The following is an 18,366-nucleotide window of genomic DNA, read 5'->3' on the forward strand; positions in this document are numbered from 1 at the left end:
GCAGGTGTGCGCCGGCGGTGCGGGCAATGTCGCCGCAACAAAGGTCCGGCAGGCGAGACGGCGTTTGACCGGTCTTGGGAGCGCCGCTACGTTCTGCGACATGTCTACGTCAGCCCGGCTCATCACGCGCGGTCACATCGACCTGCTGCGGGTGGCGTCCGCCGCGTGTCGCCGCGGTTGCTGAGGTTGTGCCAGGCCGCGCCGGGTTGTCGTCCCGGGCCGCGCTAGGCCCCTTTTTGGGCGCGCTGACCAGCTGACGGTTTGCCGGAGTCGGCGACGTTTCTTGTTCGGACGCCGAGCCGGTCGGTTATTCCCGCGTGCGCCTTCTCTTGTTGTCAGCGCCGCCTCAGCGCTTTCTCTCCTCTGACTGCGGATCACCGACTTGTCGATTCTGGAGCGTTCATGAGTGTTGATCAGGCCGCGGTCGGCCAGGCGCCGTCCGGTGCGCCGCGGCCGGTTGCCGAGCGGCCGGCGGGCGGGTCGCGCACCGGCCCCGAGCTGGAACCCGTCGTGCCGGTGTCGGCCCGCCGGCGGCCCGTGCCGCGGTGGGTGCGGCGGGCCGTGGTGCCGGTGTTCCTGCTCGCGTTGTGGCAGGTGCTGAGCGCGAGCGGGGTGTTGGAGGGCGACATACTCGCCTCCCCGGGGACCATCGCCCGTACGGCCGGGACGCTGGTGTCCGACGGGACGCTGTCCTCGGCGATGTCGGTGTCCCTGCAACGGGTCGCCGTCGGGTTGGCGGTGGGGGCGGTCGCCGGGGTGGGGCTGGCGCTGGTGTCCGGGCTGTCGCGGCTGGGTGAGGATCTCGTCGATCCCGTCGTGCAGATGTTGCGGTCCGTGCCGTGGGTGGGCGGGATCCCGTTGTTCATCATCTGGCTGGGGATCGGTGAGGCGCCGAAGGTCGCGCTGATCGCGCTGGGGGTGGCTTTTCACCTTTACCTGAATGTGTATGCCGGGATTCGTGGAGTGGACGCGCAGTTGGTGGAGGCCGGGACCTCGCTGGGGCTCGGGCGTTGGGGGCTGGTCCGGCATGTGGTCCTGCCGGGCGCGCTGCCCGGGGCCATGACGGGATTGCGCTATTCGCTGGCCACCGCCTGGCTGGCGCTCGTCTTCGGCGAGCAGGTCAACGCCGACGACGGAATCGGGTTCCTGATGAATCAGGCCCGGGAGTTCTTCCGTACCGATGTGATCGTGGTGTGTCTGATCGTGTACGCGCTCCTCGGGCTGTTCGCCGATTTCGTCGTCCGTACTTTGGAGAGGTTGTTGCTGCAATGGCGGCCGACGTTCACAGGGCGGTGAAAGCCGCGGATCACGGGACGGCCGAGGGGGCTGCCGTACGGGTGCGGGGGCTCAGCCGGTCCTTCGACGGGCGGGCCGTCATCGACCGGCTCGGGCTGGAGGTGGCGCCGGGCGAGTTCGTCGCGCTGCTCGGGCGCAGCGGCTGCGGCAAGTCCACGCTGCTGCGGGTGCTGGCCGGGCTGGACCGGGAGATCGCGGGCCAGGTGCTGGTGCCGCGTCGCAGGGCCGTCGCCTTCCAGGCGCCGCGGCTGATGCCGTGGAAGCGGGTGTGGCGCAATGTGCTGCTCGGTTTGCCGGGCAACCCCGAACGCGGTGCGGCTGTGGCGGCGTTGGAGGAGGTGGGGCTCGGGCACCGGGTGGACGCGTGGCCGAAGACGCTGTCGGGGGGCGAGGCTCAGCGCGCCTCGCTGGCGCGCGCGTTGGTGCGTGAGCCCGACCTCTTGTTGTTGGACGAGCCGTTCGGCGCGCTGGACGCGTTGACGCGTATCAAGGCACAGCAGTTGGTGTCCGAGCTGTGGCAGGAGCGAGGTTGCGCGGTGCTGCTCGTCACGCACGACGTGGAGGAGGCCCTGCTGCTCGCCGACCGTGTGCTGGTGATGGAGGGCGGGGTGATCGCGTACGAGAGCGAGGTGGACCTGCCACGGCCGCGCGAGGTCGCCGATCCGCGTTTCGCCGCGCTGCGCGCACGGCTGCTGGACCGCTTGGGAGGAAGAGAGAACGGAACGGATCTCCTATGACACCGCTTGAACGGTGGGCACTGCCCACACCGCGACGCCGTTTCGCTCCGGCCGCCCTGCTGCTGCCCCTCGTCCTGCTGCTCGCCGCCTGTGGTGGGGCACCCCGGGCGGGCGGTTTCGGGGGCGGTACCCGTGGCGGTACCGACGGGAAGGGCCCGGTGACCCTCAATGTCGGTGACCAGAAGGGGGGCTCGGCGGCCGTGCTGCGAGCGGCCGGGGAGTTGGACGACCTTCCGTACCGGATCCAGTGGTCGACCTTCACCTCCGGGCCGCCGTTGCTGGAGGCGGTCAACGCCGGGGCCGTGGACGTCGGCGCGGTGGGCAACACGCCGCCCGTCTTCGCCGCCGCCGCGCATTCGAAGATCAAGGTGGTCGCGGCCACGCACAGTGCCTCCGCCGGCGAGACGATCCTGGTGAAGAAGGACTCCCCGCTCACGCGGCCCGCGCAGCTGAAGGGCAAGTCGATCGCGGTGGCGCGGGGCAGCTCCGCGCACTACCAGCTCGTCGCCTCGTTGAAGAAGGCCGGGCTGACGCCGGGGGACGTGACCCTCGATTACCTTCAGCCGGCCGACGCGCTGGCCGCGTTCAGCCGCGGCAGGGTGGACGCCTGGGCGATCTGGGACCCGTACACCTCGCAGGCGCTCGACCAGGCGGACGCGCGGGTGCTGACCACCGGGGAGGGCGTCGTCAACGGCCTCGGCTTCCAGGTCGCGGCGCCCGCCGCCCTGGACGACGAGAAGAAGTCCGCGGCGCTCAAGGACTACGTGGACCGGCTGCGGCGCGCGCAGGACTGGGTGCACCGGCATCCGGACGCGTGGGCGAAGGTGTGGGCCGAGGAGACCGGGCTGCCGCGGAAGGTGGCGCTGGCCGCGGTCAAGCGCACCCGGGGTACGGCGGTGACGGTCGCCCTGGACCGGGCGGCCGTCGCCTCTGAGCAGCGGATGGCCGACATCTTCGCCGAGTTAAGGCTGATCCCGGGCCGCTTCGACTTCGCGCCCTTCGTCGACACCCGCTTCAACGGCGGCCTGCCGCCTTCGAGCACGGCACCACGTACTTACGGCACCGACGGAAAGGCCAGCTGATCATCATGACCGTACATCTGCACTGGTTCCTGCCCACCGGCGGCGACGGGCGCTCCCTCGTCGACCGGCACGCGTACACCGACGGCGGGATCAAGCGCGACCGCATCACCCCGGTCAGCGGCGTGCGGGCCCCGGACATCGAGTATCTGGCGCAGATCGCCAAGGCGGCCGAGCAGCTCGGGTTCGAGGCGGTGCTCACGCCGACGGGTACGTGGTGCGAGGACGCGTGGCTGACGACGGCGGCGCTCACCCAGGTCACCGACCGGCTGAAGTTCCTGGTGGCCTTCCGGCCCGGGGTGATCTCCCCCGTGCTGGCCGCGCAGATGGCCGCGACGTACCAGCGGATCTCCGGCGGCCGGCTGTTGCTGAACGTGGTGACCGGCGGGGACTCCACCGAGCAGCGGCGCTTCGGGGACGCGCTGGACCACGACCGGCGCTATGCCAGGACGGACGAGTTCCTGCAGGTGGTGCGGGGTGTGTGGGGCGGCGTTCCGTTCGACTTCCAGGGCGCGCACTACCAGGTGGAGGGCGGGCTGACCGCGCTGCCGCCCGACCCGCTCCCGGAGATCTTCTTCGGTGGCTCGTCGGCCGCCGCGGGGCCGGTCGCCGCCCGCAACGTCGATGTCTACCTCACCTGGGGCGAACCGCCCGAGCAGGTCAAGCAGAAGATCGACTGGATCTCCGGCCTGGCCGCGCGGGAGGGCCGTACGGTCCGCTTCGGCATCCGGCTGCACACCATCTCGCGCGACTCGGCGAAGGAGGCGTGGGCCACGGCCGACCGGCTGCTGGACGACCTGGACCCGGACACGGTGGCCGCCGCGCAGCAGGCGCTGGGCAAGAGCGAGTCGGTGGGCCAGCAGCGGATGCTGGCGCTGCACGGCGGCTCGCGCGACCGGCTGGAGATCGCGCCGAACCTGTGGGCCGGTGTGGGTCTCGTACGTGGCGGGGCCGGGACGGCGCTGGTCGGCAGCCACGCGGAGGTGGCCGACCGGATCGAGGAGTACCACTCGCTCGGCATCGAGCACTTCGTGCTCTCCGGCTACCCCCACCTGGAGGAGGCGTACTGGTTCGGCGAGGGCGTACGGCCGGAGCTGGCCGCCAGGGGGCTGCTGCCCGCCGGCCGCCCGCCCCTGTCCGGCGTCCCGGCGGCCAACGGCCGGCCGGCCTCGGCGCCGGGCGGGGCGCCGCTGCTCGTCTCGGGCGGCCGCTGAGCGGGAGCGGCGCGGGGTGCGGGGCGCGGGGCGCGGAAGATTCCGGCCCGCACCCTGGTTGGTAGAAACATGAACTACAGCGGGGTGCGCGAAGCCGAGGCCGTGGTGGTCGGTGCCGGGCAGGCGGGCCTGGCCGCCGCCTTCCACCTGCGGCGGACGGGGTACGAGCCGGACCGGGACTTCTTCGTGCTGGACCACGCGCCGCGGCCGGGCGGCGCGTGGCAGTTCCGGTGGCCCACCCTGACGTACGGGAAGGTCCACGGCATGCACGCGCTGCCCGGCATGGAGCTGACCGGCGCCGATCCGGGCCGCCCTGCCGCCGAGGTGATCGGCGCCTACTTCGACGCCTACGAGCGGGCCTTCGGGCTGCGGGTGCACCGGCCGGTGGACGTCCGGTCGGTGCGCGACGGCGCGGGCGGGCGCCTGCTGGTGGAGACCTCGGAGGGCACGTACGCCACGCGGGCCCTCGTCAACGCGACCGGGACCTGGGAGCGCCCGTTCTGGCCGCGGCTGCCCGGCCAGGCGGACTTCCGCGGCCGGCAGCTGCACAGCTCCGGCTACCGGGGGCCGCGGGACTTCACCGGACAGCATGTGGTCGTCGTGGGCGGCGGCACCTCGGCCGTCCAGCAGCTGCTGGAGATCGCGGAGGTCGCGGCGGAAACGACCTGGGTGACCCGCCGCCCGCCGCGCTTCCGCGAGGGGCCGTTCGACGAGCAGCGGGGCCGCGCGGCCGTCGCGCTGGTCGAGGACCGGGTCCGGCGGGGGCTGCCGCCGCGGAGCGTGGTCTCCGTCACGGGCCTGCCGATGACGGAGGCGATGCGGCGGGCGCGCGAGCGGGGCGTGCTGGTGCGCCGTCCGATGTTCGACCGCGTCACCGAAACCGGCGTCCACTGGGCGGACGGCGTACGGGACGACGGCGTGACCGGCGTTGCCGCCGACACCATCCTCTATGCCACCGGCTTCCGCCCGGCCCTGGGTCACCTGGCCCCGCTCCGCCTGCGCGAACCGGGCGGCGGCATCCGCCTGGAGGGCACCCGCGCCGTCCGCGATCCCCGCGTCCACCTCGTCGGATACGGCCCCTCCGCCAGCACCGTCGGCGCCAACCGCGCCGGACGCGCGGCCGTACGCGACATCCGGCGGCTGCTGCGACCGGTCGTCCCGACTGCCGCCTGAACGGCTCGCGCACCGCCCCGGCTCCACCGCGGGAGCAAGGGCGGTGCGGGGTCACGACGTCACTGCACGACGTCGAGTGTCGGCCTGGCGGGGCGGAGGGTGTGGATCGGGTGCGGCAGGCGGATGTCCGCCGTGCCGTCTCCTTCGAAGAGGCGCTCGCCCGCCGCGACCGGCGCGGTGCCGAAGGCGCTCTTGAAGGACTCCGCGCCGTGGCTCGTCAACGTGAACGCGACATGCGCCGTGACCTTGCCGCCGCCGAACCGGATCTTCTTCGGGTCCGGCTTGAACGCCAGGAACGCCGTCCTGGCGGGCCGGGCGCCCCGGACGTCGCCGGAGACCCGGCCCGTGGCGAAGTCGGCCTTCAGGTGGTTGACCCGCAGATGGCGGCCGCCCCGCGTGAAGTCGAAGCCGCCGTCGAAGTCGATCTCGCCCTTGGTCGCGTTGCGGTTGACCGAGCCGCCGGTGATCGGCGTGGTGGCACAGAGCCGTTCGCGGTTGCCGGTCAGCCGGGCCGGGCGGATCGCGGTCAGCCGTACGTGTGCCTTGGCGAGGGCGCGGGTGGCCCCGGGCGTCAGGCAGAAGTCGCCGCTGCCCTTGCCCAGCCGGATAAGCTCCGCCCGGTGCGCCGGCGCCGGGCGCGGGCCGTCCGGAGCGGAGGCCAGCGAGATGCTGCCGCCCAGGGGCCCGGTGAGGACGAGTGCGGTCACACAGGCCGTGGTCAACAGGCGGCGCGGTGCGGACATGGGGACGTCTCCTTCACGTACGGCTACGGCCGCCCATGGCGGACCGGCAGCGTTGCTGTGTTTGCTACAGATATGCACGCCCCGTTCCGCGCGCGACGTCCCACGCCAGCAAATCACCCGGATGGCCCGGACATTCCGGGCGTGTTGGCCGGGACGGCGGGCGCCGCGACAGCGTATGGGCGGCGGGTGACCGTACCCGGCGCCCAGGGGCTTGCGCGGCCCGGCACCCTAGCAACCGGGGGCGGCCGTGGCGGGTCTTTGTCCGGTAGGTGCTAAGCAACGGAAAAGCGGCCCGGTACCGCATTAGCGTCCTCTTTCCCGTCACCCGGAGAAGGAGGGCACTGTGCGAAGCGTCGGACGGCGGCGTTCGGTGATCGGCGGTGTCCGGTCGCGGTTTTCGGTGGGCACCGGGCTGGTCGTCGCCGGGCTTTCCCTGACCGCCGTGGCCATTTTGCTGCCGGTTCAGCTGTTCGCGGGCACCGGCAGCAGCGCGGCGAACGGCACCGCCCCTGCCGCGCAGGACGACGGGCTCGGGGAGTGGAACACGCCGTCGGGCCCTCTGTCCCCGCTCGACCGGGAATTCGTCCGGAAGGTGCGGCAGGCCGGACTGTGGGAACTGCCCGCGGGCCGGCAGGCGCTGCAACGCGGGACGCGTCCGGCCGTCAGACACGCGGGGCGCCATTTGATGGAGGGGCATACCGATCTCAATCAGCGCGCCGCCGAGGTGGGGCGAATGCTGGACGTCACCCTGCCCGGCCGGCCGACTCCCGAGCAACAGGGCTGGCTCGACCAGTTGGGGGCGGCCCAAGGCGACGCCTATGAGCGGCTGTTCGCGAACCTGGCCCGCCAGGCGCACGGCAAGGTCTTCTCGCTCGTCGCCCAGGTGCGGGCCAACACCCGCAATTCCGTGATCCGGGACCTGGCCACCCGTGCCAATTCCGTCGTGCTCGATCACATCACGGCCCTGGAGGAAACCGGACTGGTCGACTTCGGGGCACTCGCCGACGGACAGGCGTCCGCCGGGCCGGGCGCGGTTACGGTGGCGCCGCCCGCCCGGCAGCCGGCGCCCCCGTCGTCCTCGTGATCCGGCCGCGCTCAGAAAACCACAACTCCCAAGAGAAGTGATGTCATGAAACGGCAGCAATACCGGCGGACACAGCAGGCGTTGACGCGGACGCACAAAAGAACCCGCCTCACCAAGCGGAGCGGAGCGCTGGTCGCCACCGCGCTGGCCGCTTGCGGCGGTACGGCGATGATCGCCGCCCAAGCGTTGGCGGGCCCCGCCGGGGCGGAGACCGGTGGCGGGGATGCCGCGGCGGGCGGCGGACGGAACGCGGCGGCCGGCCGGACCATCAGCTGCCCGGACGTGGGGCAGCGGTTGCGCCGCCTCCCGCCGGAGGCGGCGCCCGCGGTGAACCGGGGCCTGGGGCAATTGGAAGCCCAGGTGGCCCGGGCGTTCCAGCAGTGGTCGGCGGACCCCGGCGCGCAGGACCGGGTGCTGCGCACGCTGGGCCGGGACCGCAAGGCCACGATCGGGCGCATCACGGACGCGCTGCGCCAGGCCGGTGAGCGGCCCGAGGCGCTGGACGGCCTGAATACGTGCCGGACGACGCGGGGTTCCGCCGCCGCGCTGAACGCGCCCAGGGGCGCGCAGGACGGAGACAGCGCGGACAACGGTCCTTTCCGCGACGATTTCGTCGACATACGGACCGTACGGCCGAATGCGCCGGGCAACGGGCGAGGCGGCGGGCAGGGCGCTGCCACCGGTTCGTTCCTGTCGCAGTGCGGGCGCAACGAGAACGGCCACAACAACCCGGACAATTTGATCGTCGCGCCGGGCGTGCGCAACGGCGCCCACCACACGCACGACTACGTCGGAAACCTGGAGACGGACGCGTTCTCCTCCGACAACGAACTGGCCGGGGCGGGCACGACGTGCGGCAACGGGGACCGGTCCACCTATTACTGGCCGGTGCTGCGGCTGCGCGACAACGGACGGGAGCGGGACGCCAACGCACCGGGCGGCGGCCCGGACGGCAATGTCGGTACGATCCTCCGCCCCGCTTCCGTATCACTGGAATTCGACGGCAACGCGGCGGACAAGGTCACCGAAATGCCGCCCTTCCTGCGGAATCTCACCGGCGACGCGAAAGCGCTGACGAACGGTCCGGCCAACGCCAATGCCTCGTGGAGCTGCACCGGATTCGAAGACCGGCAGCTCAAGAACAAGTATCCGCTCTGCCCCCGGGGCAGCGACGTCGTGCGGTCCCTGGCCTTTCCCAGTTGCTGGGACGGGCGCAACACCGACAGCGCCAACCACCGTACCCACGTCGTTTTCCCGGGAGCGAACGGCCGGTGCCGCAACGGTTTCCGGGCCATTCCCCGGCTGGTGCAGCGGCTGACGTACGCCATTCCGCAGAACACGCTGTACGCGGTGGACAGCTTCCCCGACCAATTGCACAACCCGGTGACGGATCACGGTGACTTCATCAACGTCATGCCTCGGCAGCTGATGCGCCGGGCCGTGGACTGCATCAACTCGGGCCGTGAATGCCGCTGAGCTGCCGTTGAGCCGTCGTTGAGTTGCCGTTGAGCCGTCGTTGAGGCGATGTTGAGAGGAAAGGACCCGCCATGAAGCTCTCGCCCGGTCCGTTACCGGCCCTTCTGGTGGCGGGCGGCCTGTCCTGCGCGATCGTCGTCGCCGGTTACGCGAACGGCGGCCCGGCACCGGACGGCCGGCGCTCCCCGCCCGCCGCACACGCCGCCCCCTCCCCCGCCGCGCCGGGCGCCCCCGCCTCCATGGCGCGGATCGCCACCGCCCTGGGCTGCCGCGCCGAGGTCATCGTCGACGCCCAGGAGCTGCGCGAAGGCGGCTGCACCACCGGCCGCGGCGTCTTCCGCATCCTGACGTTCAGCAGCGACAGCAAGAAGCGCGCCTGGCTCACCGAGGCGCAGGCGTACGGGGGCACGTACCTGGTCGGTACCCGGTGGTCGGTCACCGGGCCCTCTCCGAGTGCGCTGTTGCCGCTGCGCGACCGCCTCGGCGGCACCATTGAGACAGGAGGTGCGCACGGGCACTCATCCTGACAGCTGCAAAACCCCCGCTCACGGCGCTGCCCCGGCTTCCCCGGGCGCGCGGCGGCGCCGCTTTTTCGCTCCCTTGACGGGCACCGGCCCACGGTGCCCGTTTTCCGTGTGTGACAGCCTCCCGGCGGTGGTAGTGATCACGGGCGCGGACACATGTTCGCGTCCGTAAACTCCCGTGCGATTCCCGTACGTCCCCCGTATCACGCACGCAACGACTCCTGGAGGCATCCCATGGCATCCCCGCACTCCGCCGCGCCGACCGCGTCCCCGCTGCCGCTGATGCAGTTAGCCACCGGGTTCTGGGCGTTCAAGACGCTGGCCACCGCCGACGAGCTGGGCCTGTTCGGCCTGCTCGACCGGCTCGGCGGCGGCACGGTCGAGGAGTGCGCCGAGGAGCTGGAGATCGGCACCCGGCCCGCGGGGATGCTGCTGACCGGCTGCGCGGCACTGGACCTGCTGGAGCGCCGCGGGGACGGGCGCTTCGTCAACTCGGCGCTGACCGACGCCTATCTGGTGCCGGGCCGCCCGTACCACTTCAGCGGCTGGCTGCGAATGCTGGACCAGCGGCTGTACCCCGGCTGGGGCCGGCTCGGCGAGGCCGTGCGCACCAACCGCCCCACCACCTGGGACCCCGACAAGCAGCCGCACCTCTTCGACACCGAGGACCCGGGGCTGCTCTCCGTCTTCTGGGAGGCGATGCACGCGGTGTCGTCGTGGACCGCGCAGCGGCTCGGCGAGGTGGTGGACCTCACCGCCGGGACACGGCTGCTGGACCTGGGCGGCGGCTCCGGCGCGTACGCCATAGAACTGTGCCGGCAGCATCCGGGGCTCAAGGCGACGGTGTACGACTTGCCGAGGGTGTGTCCCATCGCGGAGCGCAACATCGCCGACGCCGGGCTCGCCGACCGTGTCGGCACCCACCCCGGCGACTTCCTCGCCGAGCCCGACCTGCCCGGCGGTCACGACGTCATCGTGCTGTCGATGATCCTGCACGACTGGGACGAGGACACCAACCGCACCCTGCTGGACAAGTGCTGTGCGGCACTGCCGCCCAACGGCACGCTGGTGATCAGCGAGCTGATGGTCGACGACGACCTGACCGGGCCCGCACCGGCCGCGCTGATGAGCCTGAACATGCTGGTCGAGACCGAGGGCGGCCGGAATTACACAGCGGCGGAGTACAGCTCCTGGCTGGCCGACGCCGGGTTCGCCGAGGTCCGCAAGGTCCCGTTCGAGGCGCCGGGCGCCAACGCTGCCATCGTCGCCCGCAAGTGACGCTCCCGGAGTGACCGGGACGCGGGCCGTTCGCGGTGCGCGCGCGGACCGCGAACGGCCCGCGCGCACGCCCGTCTCAGGTCTCCAGCTTCTGCTTCGCGGTCTCCGGCAGGGTCAGGTACACGACGAAGGAGACCAGGCAGAGCGCGGAGACGTACCAGGGGAAGAAGTCCGCGTGCCCGGCCTGCTTGAACCAGGTGCCGACATACGGGGCGGTGCCGCCGAAGAGGGCCACGGTCAGCGAGTACGGGAAGCCGATGCCCGCGGCACGCACCCGTGCGGGGAAGACCTCGGCGTTCACGGCGGCGGCCACCGCGGTGTACCCGGTCAGCAGCACCATGCCCGCGCACTGCACCAGCAGCAGCGACCAGAACGCGTCCGTCACCAGGTGCAGCAGCGGCACGGCGAGCACCGCGAAGCCCAGCGCGAAGCCGAGCAGCAGCGGCTTGCGGCCGACACGGTCGGAAAGCATGCCGCCGAGCGGCTGGAGCAGGGCGAAGAACAACAGGGACAGGGTGCCGACGGTGAGCGCTTCGCTCTTGTCGAAGCCCACGTTGACCTGCGCGTACGTGGGCAGGTAGGTGGTCCAGGTGTAGTACGCGAGGGTGCCGCCCGCGGTGATGCCGCAGATCAGCAGGGACTGGCGCGGGTAGCGGCGCAGCGCCTCGAAGAGGCCGGGGCGTGCGGCGGCACGCTGCTGCGCGCTCCGCGTCTCGCGTGCCCCGCTGCGGACCCAGAGGCCGATCAGGCTGAACACCGCGCCGATCAGGAAGACCAGGCGCCAGCCCCACTCCCCCATCTGCCCGTCGGTCAGCACGCCCGCCAGCAGGGCGGCGGTACCGGACGCGAGCAGCTGGCCGGCGGTGGTGGAGACGTACTGGAAGCTGGAGAACAGCCCGCGCCGGCCGGGTCCCGCCGACTCGACGAGGAAGGTCGTGGAGGCGGCGAACTCACCGCCCACCGAGAGTCCCTGCACCAACCTGGCGACGACGAGCACGATCGGCGCCAGCACGCCGGCGGCCGCGTAGGTGGGGGTGACGGCGACGAGCAGGCTGCCGCCGCCCATCAGCAGGATCGTCAAGGTCAGCGCCGTCCGGCGGCCGCGCCGGTCCGCGACCGCGCCCATCAGCAGCCCGCCGACCGGGCGCATGAAGAAGCCGACCGCGAACACCGCGAAGGTGGACAGCAGGGGCACCAGGGAGTTGCCGGTGTCCTTGGGGAAGACCCGGTCGGCGATGTAGACCGCCAGGAAGGAGTACGCGTACCAGTCGTACCACTCCACGGCGTTGCCGACCGACGCCGCGGCCAGCTGCCGCAACTGCGACACCTGCCGCGGCGCGCCGTCCGGCGCCCTCTCCCGCCTCACGTCCTCGGCCTGCTCCGCACGCGTCATGGTCCTCCGCTCCGGGTCCTTCTCCTTCGCCCGCCGCTGGGGCAGGATGAGCCGACAGGTGATCATGTACCGGTGGGACGGCCCGCCGCCAGCGGTCGACGGCAGCCGAAAGGAGATGGCAACGTGCGCGTAGCACTGTTCGTCACCTGCATCAACGACACGCTCTACCCGGACACCGGCCGGGCAGTGATCACGCTCCTGGAACGTCTCGGTGTCGAGATGGGATTCCCGCCCGGACAGAGTTGTTGCGGCCAGCCGCAGTTCAACACCGGCTACCGGCACCTCACGGAGCCGCTGGTGCACCGCTTCGACCGGGCTTTCGAGGACTACGACTACGTGGTCACCCCGTCCGGTTCGTGCGCGGCGATGGTGCGGGACAACTACCCGCGGATCGCGGAGCGGGCCGCGGCCGAGGGGCGCGGCGGCCGGGAGCTGGCCGGGGCAGCGGCGCGCGCCGTGCCGAAGACGTACGAACTGACCGAGTTCCTGGTCGACGTGCTGAAGGTGACGGACGTCGGCGCCTACTACCCGCACACCGTCACCTACCACCCCACCTGTCACGGCCTGCGCATGCTGGGGCTGGGCGACCGGCCGCGGCGGCTGCTGGAGCACGTCAGAGGGCTCGACCTGCGGGAGCTGCCGGGGGCCGAGGAGTGCTGCGGGTTCGGCGGCACGTTCGCGGTGAAGAACCCGGCGGTGTCGGCCGCGATGGGCGCGGACAAGGTCCGCAACATCCGCGCGACCGGCGCGGAAGCGGTCTGCACGGTCGACAACTCCTGCCTGCTGCACATCGGCGGCACGCTCACGCGGCAGGGCGCGGGGGTCAGGCCCGTGCACATCGCGGAGATCCTGGCCGCCACGGAGACGGGCGCGGAAACCGGTACGGAAGGGAGCCCCCGATGAGCGGCACGTATCTCGGCATGCCCGCGTTCCCCGCGGCCGCCGCGTCCTCCACCCAGGACACCCGGTTGCGCGCCAACCTGCGGCACGCCACCCACACCATCCGCGACAAGCGCGCCAAGGCGGTCGCGGAGCTGGACGACTGGGCCCGGCTGCGGGCCGCGGGCGCCGCCGTCAAGGACCGTACGCTGCGCCACCTCGACCACTACCTGGAGCGGCTGGAGGAGTCGGTGACGGCCGCCGGCGGGCGGGTGTACTGGGCGGCGGACGCCGCCGAGGCCAACGCCATCGTCGCCCGGCTGGTGCGGGAGACCGGCGAGCGCGAGGTCGTCAAGATCAAGTCGATGGCGACGCAGGAGACCGGGCTGAACCGGGCACTGGCCGAGGCGGGCATCAGCGCCTACGAGACGGACCTCGCGGAGCTGATCGTGCAGCTGGGCGACGATCTGCCCTCGCACATCCTGGTGCCGGCGATCCACCGCAACCGGGGCGAGATCCGCGACATCTTCCGCGAGCGGATGGGGCGTTGGGGGCGCCCGGCGCCGGAGGGGCTTTCGGACTCGCCGTCCGAGCTGGCGGAGGCGGCGCGGCTGCACCTGCGCGAGAAGTTCCTGAACGCGAAGGTCGGCGTGTCCGGCGCCAACTTCATGGTCGCCGAGACGGGCACGCTGGTCGTCGTGGAGTCCGAGGGCAACGGCCGGATGTGCCTGACCCTGCCCGAGACGCTGATCTCCGTCGTCGGCATCGAGAAGGTGGTGCCGACCTGGCAGGACCTGGAGATCTTCCTCCAACTGCTGCCCCGGTCCTCGACGGCCGAGCGGATGAACCCCTACACCTCGATGTGGACCGGTACGACGGACGGGGACGGCCCGCGCGCGTTCCACCTCGTGCTGCTGGACAACGGGCGCACCGACACCCTCGCCGACACGGTCGGCCGGCAGGCGCTGCGCTGCATCCGCTGCTCGGCCTGCCTGAACGTGTGCCCGGTGTACGAGCGGGCCGGCGGGCACGCGTACGGGTCGCCGTACCCGGGGCCGATCGGCGCGATCCTCACCCCGCAGCTGCGCGGTACGGGCAGCGAGCTGGACGCTTCGCTGCCGTACGCCTCGTCGCTGTGCGGCGCCTGTTACGAGGTGTGCCCGGTGGCCATCGACATCCCGGAGGTGCTGGTGCACCTGCGGGAGCGGGTGGTGCAGGGCGGCCCGGTCACCCGGCGCGGCGTGAAGACCGTCGTCAGGCCGGCCAGGGGGCACGCCGCCGAGCGGGCCGCGATGCGCGCGGCGGGCTTCGCCTTCGGGCATCCGGGAGTGCTGCGGGCGGGCCAGCGGCTGGCGGCGCGCACCCGGCGGCTGCATCCGCGCCGGTTGCCGGGGCCCGGGCGGGCCTGGTCGGACAGCCGGGACCTGCCGGCGGTGCCGGCCGAGTCCTTCCGGGACTGGTGGCGGCGTACCCGTGGAGAGGAGCAGGGCACATGAGCAGCCGGGACGTGGTGCTGGCGCGGGTGCGCCGGGCGCTGGCGGACGTGCCGCGCGACGAGTGGCCACAGGACGCGCCGGTACCGCGCGACTACCTGCGTACCCATGGTTCCCGTACGGCGGAGGAGCGGGTGGCGCTGCTGGCGGAGAACTTGGCGGAGTACCGGGCGCTGGTGCACCACAGCGGCACGGACGGCCTGGCGGCGCTGGTCATGCGCCTGCTGAACGAGCACGGTGCGCGGACGGTGCTCGTGCCGCCGTGGCTGGAGCCGTTCTGGATGGCCGCCGCCGACCAGACCCGCATCCACGACCGGGCGGCGTGCACCGCACGCGAACTCGACGCGGTGGACAGCGTCGTCACCGGCTGCGCGGTGGCGATCGCCGAGACCGGGACCATCGTGCTGGACGGCTCGGCCGACCAGGGCCGCCGCCGGATCTCGCTCATTCCGGACCATCACATCTGTGTCGTACGCGTACCGGACCAGGTGGTCGACTCGGTGCCGCAGGCACTCGAACGCCTCGATCCGGCACGCCCCCTGACGTGGATCTCGGGGCCTTCGGCGACCAGTGACATCGAGCTGGACCGGGTCGAGGGGGTGCACGGGCCGCGGAAGCTGGAGGTCGTCCTCCTCACGGAGTGAGGCGCCCGGGGGCGCGCCGGCGCGAAGTGGCGTGCGGGAGGCTTGTGCCGGGCGCCGTTGTGGTTCGACTCTGACGCTTCCTGTTGCCATACGTTCGGAGCTGTCGCATGAACGTACGCCGCATCAACCGCCGCTCGTTCCTCGCCACCGGCGCCGCGCTGGCCGGCTGGGCCGCGTTCGCCGCACAGAAGCGAGCCTTCGCCGCCTCGGCCGGGTACGTACCGGCCGCGGGCGGCACCGAGTGGGACGCCGCCCCGCGCGTCTTCCAGGTCAACCGCGAACCGGCCCGCGCCCGCCTCGTCCCGTACGGCGACACCGGATCGGCCCTGACCGGAAAGTTCACCGAGTCCCCGTACTACCGCCCGCTCAACGGCAGCTGGCGCTTCCACTGGGCCGAGAATCCCGACCGGCGGCCCGGGGACTTCTTCGCGCCGCGGTACGACGACAGCGCCTGGGACCACATCACCGTGCCCTCCAACTGGGAGATCGAGGGCTACCCGGAGCCGATCTACCTCAACGTCGAATACCCCTGGACCGGCTACGAGAACCCCCTGCCGCCGCACGTGCCGCGCCGGTTCAACCCGGTCGGCTCCTACCGGCGCGCCTTCACCGTGCCGGAGGACTGGGGCAGCCGCCGTACGCTGCTCTCCTTCCAGGGCGTGAAGTCGGCATTCTTCGTGTGGGTCAACGGCGAACGGGTCGGCTACAGCGAGGACAGCTACACGCCCGCCGAGTTCGACGTCACCGAGCGGCTGCGCCCCGGCACGAACGTGCTGGCCGTCGAGGTCTACCGCTGGTCCGACGGCAGCTGGCTGGAGGACCAGGACATGATCGACCTGTCCGGGATCTTCCGCGACGTGTACCTGTACTCGATCCCGCCGGTACACCTCCAGGACCTGCACGTGGGCGCCGCGCCGGACGCCGCCCACCGCGACGCGGAGCTGACCGTGTCGGCGACCGTACGCAACCGTGGCACGGCGGCGGCGGGCGCGCACCGGCTGAGAGCGCAGCTCTACGACGGGCGGGGACGGCCGGTGCTGCCCGAGCCGCTCACCGCCGCCGTCCGCCTCACCGGCGGTCAGGAAGCCACGGTCGCGCCGAAGACCACCGTCAGGGCCCCGGCCCTGTGGTCCGCCGAGGCGCCGAACCTCTACACGCTCGTGCTCACCCTCACCGACCCCGCAGGCCGGACCGTCGACATCCACAGCACCCGTACCGGCTTCCGCTCGATCGCGTACGGGCCCGGCAAGCTCACCGTCAACGGGCGGCCCGTCGTCTTCCGCGGCGTCAACCGGCACGAGACCGACCCCGACCACGGGCAGGCCGTCCCCGAGGAGCGGATGCTCCAGGACATCCGCATCATGAAGCAGCACAACATCAACGCCGTCCGCACCGCCCACTACCCCGGCGACCCGCGCTGGCTGGACCTGTGCGACGAGTACGGCCTGTACGTCATCGGCGAGGCCAACCTGGAGACGCACGGGGTGCGCGACTGGCTGCCCGGCAGCCTGCCGGCCTGGACCGGCGCCTGCCTGGACCGGATGCGGTCGATGGTCGAACGGGACAAGAACCACCCGTCCGTCGTGGTCTGGTCGCTCGGCAACGAGGCAGGCCGCGGCCTGACCTTCCGGGCCATGTCCGACTGGACGCGCCGCCGCGACCCGTCCCGGCCGGTGCACTACGAGGGCATGAACGCCGTCGCCGACATCGAGAGCCGGATGTACAGCACGCCGGAGGAAGTGGAGCGGTACGGGAAGTCCGGCGACCCGAAGCCGTTCATCCTGTGCGAGTACGCGCACTCCATGGGCAACAGCACGGGCAACTTCCAGGAGTACTGGGACGTCTTCGAGCGCTACCCCAACCTGCACGGCGGCTTCATCTGGGACTTCGTCGACCAGGCCATCCGCCTGCCCGTCCCCGGCGACCCGGAGCGCACCTATCTGTCCTACGGCGGCGATTGGCACCCCGGCTACCCCACCGACTGGAACTTCAGCTGCAACGGCGTCGTCTCCGCCGACCGCGTGCTGCACCCGGCCATCCACGAGGTCAAGAAGGTCTACCAGGCGGTCCGGATGGCCGCCGCGGACCTCGCCGCCGGCACGGTACGGATCACCAACCGGCAGCTGTTCCTCGGCCTGGACGCCTACGCACTGCGCTGGGAGGTCACCCGCGACGGCGAGCGCGTCCAGCACGGCACGCTGCCCGCACCCGAGGCCGCGCCGGGACAGGACGCGACCGTGCGGATACCTTTCCGGCGGCCCGAACGGCCCGCGCCCGGCGCCGAGTACTGGCTGAATCTGTCCTTCGTACTGCGGCACGCCACCTCCTGGGCGGACGCCGGCCACAGCGTCGCCGCCGAACAGCTCGCGCTGCCCTGGCGCGCCCCCGCACCCGCCGAACCCCCCGCCGCCGGACTGCCCCCGCTCGACCTCGCCGAGTCGGACCGCGCGGTCACGGTGCGCGGGCGCGACCTCGAAGTCGTCCTGGACAAGGCCACCGGCACGCTGTCCGCCTACCGCCACCGCGGCCGGGCGCTGCTCACCGGAGGCCCGGTGCCCAACTTCTGGCGCGGGCCGACGGACAACGACATCGGACGGGGCGCGCAGAACTCGCTGCGCACCTGGCGCGAGGCGGGCGCCAAGCGCACGGTGACCAGCGTCAGGGCCGCCCGTACGGCCGCCTCCGAGGTGACCGTCGAGGTCACGGCCACGCTGCCCACCGCGCCGGCGGCCTCCCGCTGGGACACCGTCTTCACCGTGCGCGGCGACGGCGAGGTGCGGGTACGGCACACACTGACGCCGGGCGCCGGGCTGCCCGACCTGCCCGTGGTCGGCGCGCTGCTGACCGTACCGGCCGGGCTGGAGACCTTCGCCTGGTACGGGCGGGGGCCGCACGAGAACTACTGGGACCGGCGCACGTCGGCTTTCGTCGGCCGCTACCGCAGCAGCGTCGACGCCCAACTGGGGCCGTACGTACGGCCCCAGCAGACCGGCAACGTGACCGATGTGCGCAGCGCCTCGCTCACCGGCCGCGACGGCACGGGGCTGGCCGTCAGCGCCGAACCGGGCGACGGCGCGCCGCTGCTGGAGCTGAGCGCCCTGCACTTCGCGCCCTCCGACCTGGAGAGCGAGCGGCACGAGCACCCGTACGAGCTGAAGCGGCGTGCGGAGACCGTCCTCGGCGTCAACCACCGGCAGACGGGCGTCGGCGGCAACGACTCGTGGGGCGCGCCGCCACTGGACGAGTACGTGTTGCACGCGGACCGGGCGTACGGCTACGCGTACCGGCTGCGGCCCGCGTGACGCGGGGCGGGGGACGGGCGGGACGGGACGGGACGGGACGGGACGGGGGGC

General features: G+C 72.3%; 15 protein-coding genes. 13 read left to right on the plus strand and 2 right to left on the minus strand.

The genetic code is table 11. The annotated features are described in order from the left end of the window. Positions 1–402: 402 nt before the first annotated feature. From ACH4K4_RS00935 to ACH4K4_RS00955, 5 genes are all read left to right on the plus strand, one after another. Positions 403–1,296 (plus strand): ABC transporter permease, encoded by an 894-nt coding sequence (locus ACH4K4_RS00935; protein ID WP_398163847.1) that lies wholly within the window; start codon positions 403–405, stop codon positions 1,294–1,296. Continuing rightward, a complete protein-coding gene (locus ACH4K4_RS00940; RefSeq protein WP_398163848.1) occupies positions 1,269–2,033 on the plus strand; it encodes an ABC transporter ATP-binding protein in 765 nt (254 codons plus the stop codon). The genes ACH4K4_RS00935 and ACH4K4_RS00940 overlap by 28 nt, the downstream gene beginning before the upstream one ends. Then, the gene (locus ACH4K4_RS00945; RefSeq protein WP_398163849.1) at positions 2,030–3,115 is read left to right on the plus strand and encodes an ABC transporter substrate-binding protein; all 1,086 of its coding nucleotides are present in this window, start codon (positions 2,030–2,032) and stop codon (positions 3,113–3,115) included. Before ACH4K4_RS00940 ends, ACH4K4_RS00945 begins: the two co-directional genes overlap by 4 nt. A gap of 5 nt (positions 3,116–3,120) precedes the next feature. Then, complete coding sequence (locus ACH4K4_RS00950) at positions 3,121–4,326, plus strand: LLM class flavin-dependent oxidoreductase (protein WP_398163850.1); 1,206 nt, start codon at positions 3,121–3,123, stop codon at positions 4,324–4,326. 69 nt (positions 4,327–4,395) lie between these two features. Beyond that, positions 4,396–5,499 (plus strand): NAD(P)-binding domain-containing protein, encoded by a 1,104-nt coding sequence (locus ACH4K4_RS00955; protein WP_398163851.1) that lies wholly within the window; start codon positions 4,396–4,398, stop codon positions 5,497–5,499. Positions 5,500–5,558: 59 nt separating this feature from the next. Here the strand turns inward: ACH4K4_RS00955 and ACH4K4_RS00960 are convergent, their stop codons facing one another. Beyond that, positions 5,559–6,242 (minus strand): hypothetical protein, encoded by a 684-nt coding sequence (locus ACH4K4_RS00960; RefSeq protein ID WP_398163852.1) that lies wholly within the window; start codon positions 6,240–6,242, stop codon positions 5,559–5,561. A gap of 370 nt (positions 6,243–6,612) precedes the next feature. Here ACH4K4_RS00960 and ACH4K4_RS00965 point away from each other — a divergent pair, with 370 nt between their 5' ends. From ACH4K4_RS00965 to ACH4K4_RS00980, 4 genes are all read left to right on the plus strand, one after another. Next, entirely contained in the window at positions 6,613–7,326 is a 714-nt protein-coding gene (locus ACH4K4_RS00965; RefSeq protein WP_398163853.1) for a DUF4142 domain-containing protein, read from the plus strand. A gap of 45 nt (positions 7,327–7,371) precedes the next feature. Further along, positions 7,372–8,802 carry a DUF1996 domain-containing protein gene (locus ACH4K4_RS00970; RefSeq protein WP_398163854.1) on the plus strand — a complete coding sequence of 477 codons (1,431 nt, stop codon included), beginning with the start codon at positions 7,372–7,374 and terminating at the stop codon, positions 8,800–8,802. Positions 8,803–8,873: 71 nt separating this feature from the next. Beyond that, complete coding sequence (locus ACH4K4_RS00975) at positions 8,874–9,329, plus strand: hypothetical protein (protein ID WP_398163855.1); 456 nt, start codon at positions 8,874–8,876, stop codon at positions 9,327–9,329. A gap of 231 nt (positions 9,330–9,560) precedes the next feature. Further along, the gene (locus ACH4K4_RS00980; protein WP_398163856.1) at positions 9,561–10,604 is read left to right on the plus strand and encodes a methyltransferase; all 1,044 of its coding nucleotides are present in this window, start codon (positions 9,561–9,563) and stop codon (positions 10,602–10,604) included. A 76-nt stretch (positions 10,605–10,680) separates the two neighbouring features. Here the strand turns inward: ACH4K4_RS00980 and ACH4K4_RS00985 are convergent, their stop codons facing one another. Further along, positions 10,681–12,063, minus strand: a complete 1,383-nt coding sequence (locus tag ACH4K4_RS00985) for an MFS transporter (RefSeq protein ID WP_398163857.1) — start codon at positions 12,061–12,063, stop codon at positions 10,681–10,683. Between the two features lie 57 nt (positions 12,064–12,120). On the opposite strand from ACH4K4_RS00985, the gene ACH4K4_RS00990 reads away from it, so the two are divergent. The 4 genes from ACH4K4_RS00990 (at position 12,121) to ACH4K4_RS01005 (ending at position 18,315) form a co-directional block, all read left to right on the plus strand. Beyond that, positions 12,121–12,900, plus strand: a complete 780-nt coding sequence (locus tag ACH4K4_RS00990) for a (Fe-S)-binding protein (RefSeq protein ID WP_398163858.1) — start codon at positions 12,121–12,123, stop codon at positions 12,898–12,900. Further along, complete coding sequence (locus ACH4K4_RS00995) at positions 12,897–14,372, plus strand: lactate utilization protein B (protein WP_398163859.1); 1,476 nt, start codon at positions 12,897–12,899, stop codon at positions 14,370–14,372. Before ACH4K4_RS00990 ends, ACH4K4_RS00995 begins: the two co-directional genes overlap by 4 nt. Further along, positions 14,369–15,013 carry a lactate utilization protein C gene (locus ACH4K4_RS01000; RefSeq protein ID WP_398163860.1) on the plus strand — a complete coding sequence of 215 codons (645 nt, stop codon included), beginning with the start codon at positions 14,369–14,371 and terminating at the stop codon, positions 15,011–15,013. The genes ACH4K4_RS00995 and ACH4K4_RS01000 overlap by 4 nt, the downstream gene beginning before the upstream one ends. Before the next feature lie 107 nt (positions 15,014–15,120). Further along, on the plus strand, positions 15,121–18,315 hold the full coding sequence (locus ACH4K4_RS01005) for a glycoside hydrolase family 2 TIM barrel-domain containing protein (RefSeq protein WP_398163861.1): 3,195 nt from the start codon (positions 15,121–15,123) through the stop codon (positions 18,313–18,315). The last annotated feature ends 51 nt before the right edge of the window (positions 18,316–18,366 follow it).

This window comes from Streptomyces sp. NPDC017529 (assembly GCF_044329785.1).
In the GTDB taxonomy this organism is placed as follows: Bacteria; Actinomycetota; Actinomycetes; order Streptomycetales; family Streptomycetaceae; genus Streptomyces.

Excerpts from the sequence above, each read along its gene's own strand:
- ACH4K4_RS00935 (WP_398163847.1), top strand. The coding sequence starts at position 403 with ATGAGTGTTGATCAGGCCGCGGTCGGCCAGGCGCCGTCCGGTGCGCCG.
- ACH4K4_RS00940 (WP_398163848.1), top strand. The coding sequence starts at position 1,269 with ATGGCGGCCGACGTTCACAGGGCGGTGAAAGCCGCGGATCACGGGACG.
- ACH4K4_RS00945 (WP_398163849.1), top strand. The coding sequence starts at position 2,030 with ATGACACCGCTTGAACGGTGGGCACTGCCCACACCGCGACGCCGTTTC.
- ACH4K4_RS00950 (WP_398163850.1), top strand. The coding sequence starts at position 3,121 with ATGACCGTACATCTGCACTGGTTCCTGCCCACCGGCGGCGACGGGCGC.
- ACH4K4_RS00955 (WP_398163851.1), top strand. The coding sequence starts at position 4,396 with ATGAACTACAGCGGGGTGCGCGAAGCCGAGGCCGTGGTGGTCGGTGCC.
- ACH4K4_RS00960 (WP_398163852.1), bottom strand. The coding sequence starts at position 6,242 with ATGTCCGCACCGCGCCGCCTGTTGACCACGGCCTGTGTGACCGCACTC.
- ACH4K4_RS00970 (WP_398163854.1), top strand. The coding sequence starts at position 7,372 with ATGAAACGGCAGCAATACCGGCGGACACAGCAGGCGTTGACGCGGACG.
- ACH4K4_RS00975 (WP_398163855.1), top strand. The coding sequence starts at position 8,874 with ATGAAGCTCTCGCCCGGTCCGTTACCGGCCCTTCTGGTGGCGGGCGGC.
- ACH4K4_RS00980 (WP_398163856.1), top strand. The coding sequence starts at position 9,561 with ATGGCATCCCCGCACTCCGCCGCGCCGACCGCGTCCCCGCTGCCGCTG.
- ACH4K4_RS00985 (WP_398163857.1), bottom strand. The coding sequence starts at position 12,063 with ATGATCACCTGTCGGCTCATCCTGCCCCAGCGGCGGGCGAAGGAGAAG.
- ACH4K4_RS00995 (WP_398163859.1), top strand. The coding sequence starts at position 12,897 with ATGAGCGGCACGTATCTCGGCATGCCCGCGTTCCCCGCGGCCGCCGCG.
- ACH4K4_RS01000 (WP_398163860.1), top strand. The coding sequence starts at position 14,369 with ATGAGCAGCCGGGACGTGGTGCTGGCGCGGGTGCGCCGGGCGCTGGCG.
- ACH4K4_RS01005 (WP_398163861.1), top strand. The coding sequence starts at position 15,121 with ATGAACGTACGCCGCATCAACCGCCGCTCGTTCCTCGCCACCGGCGCC.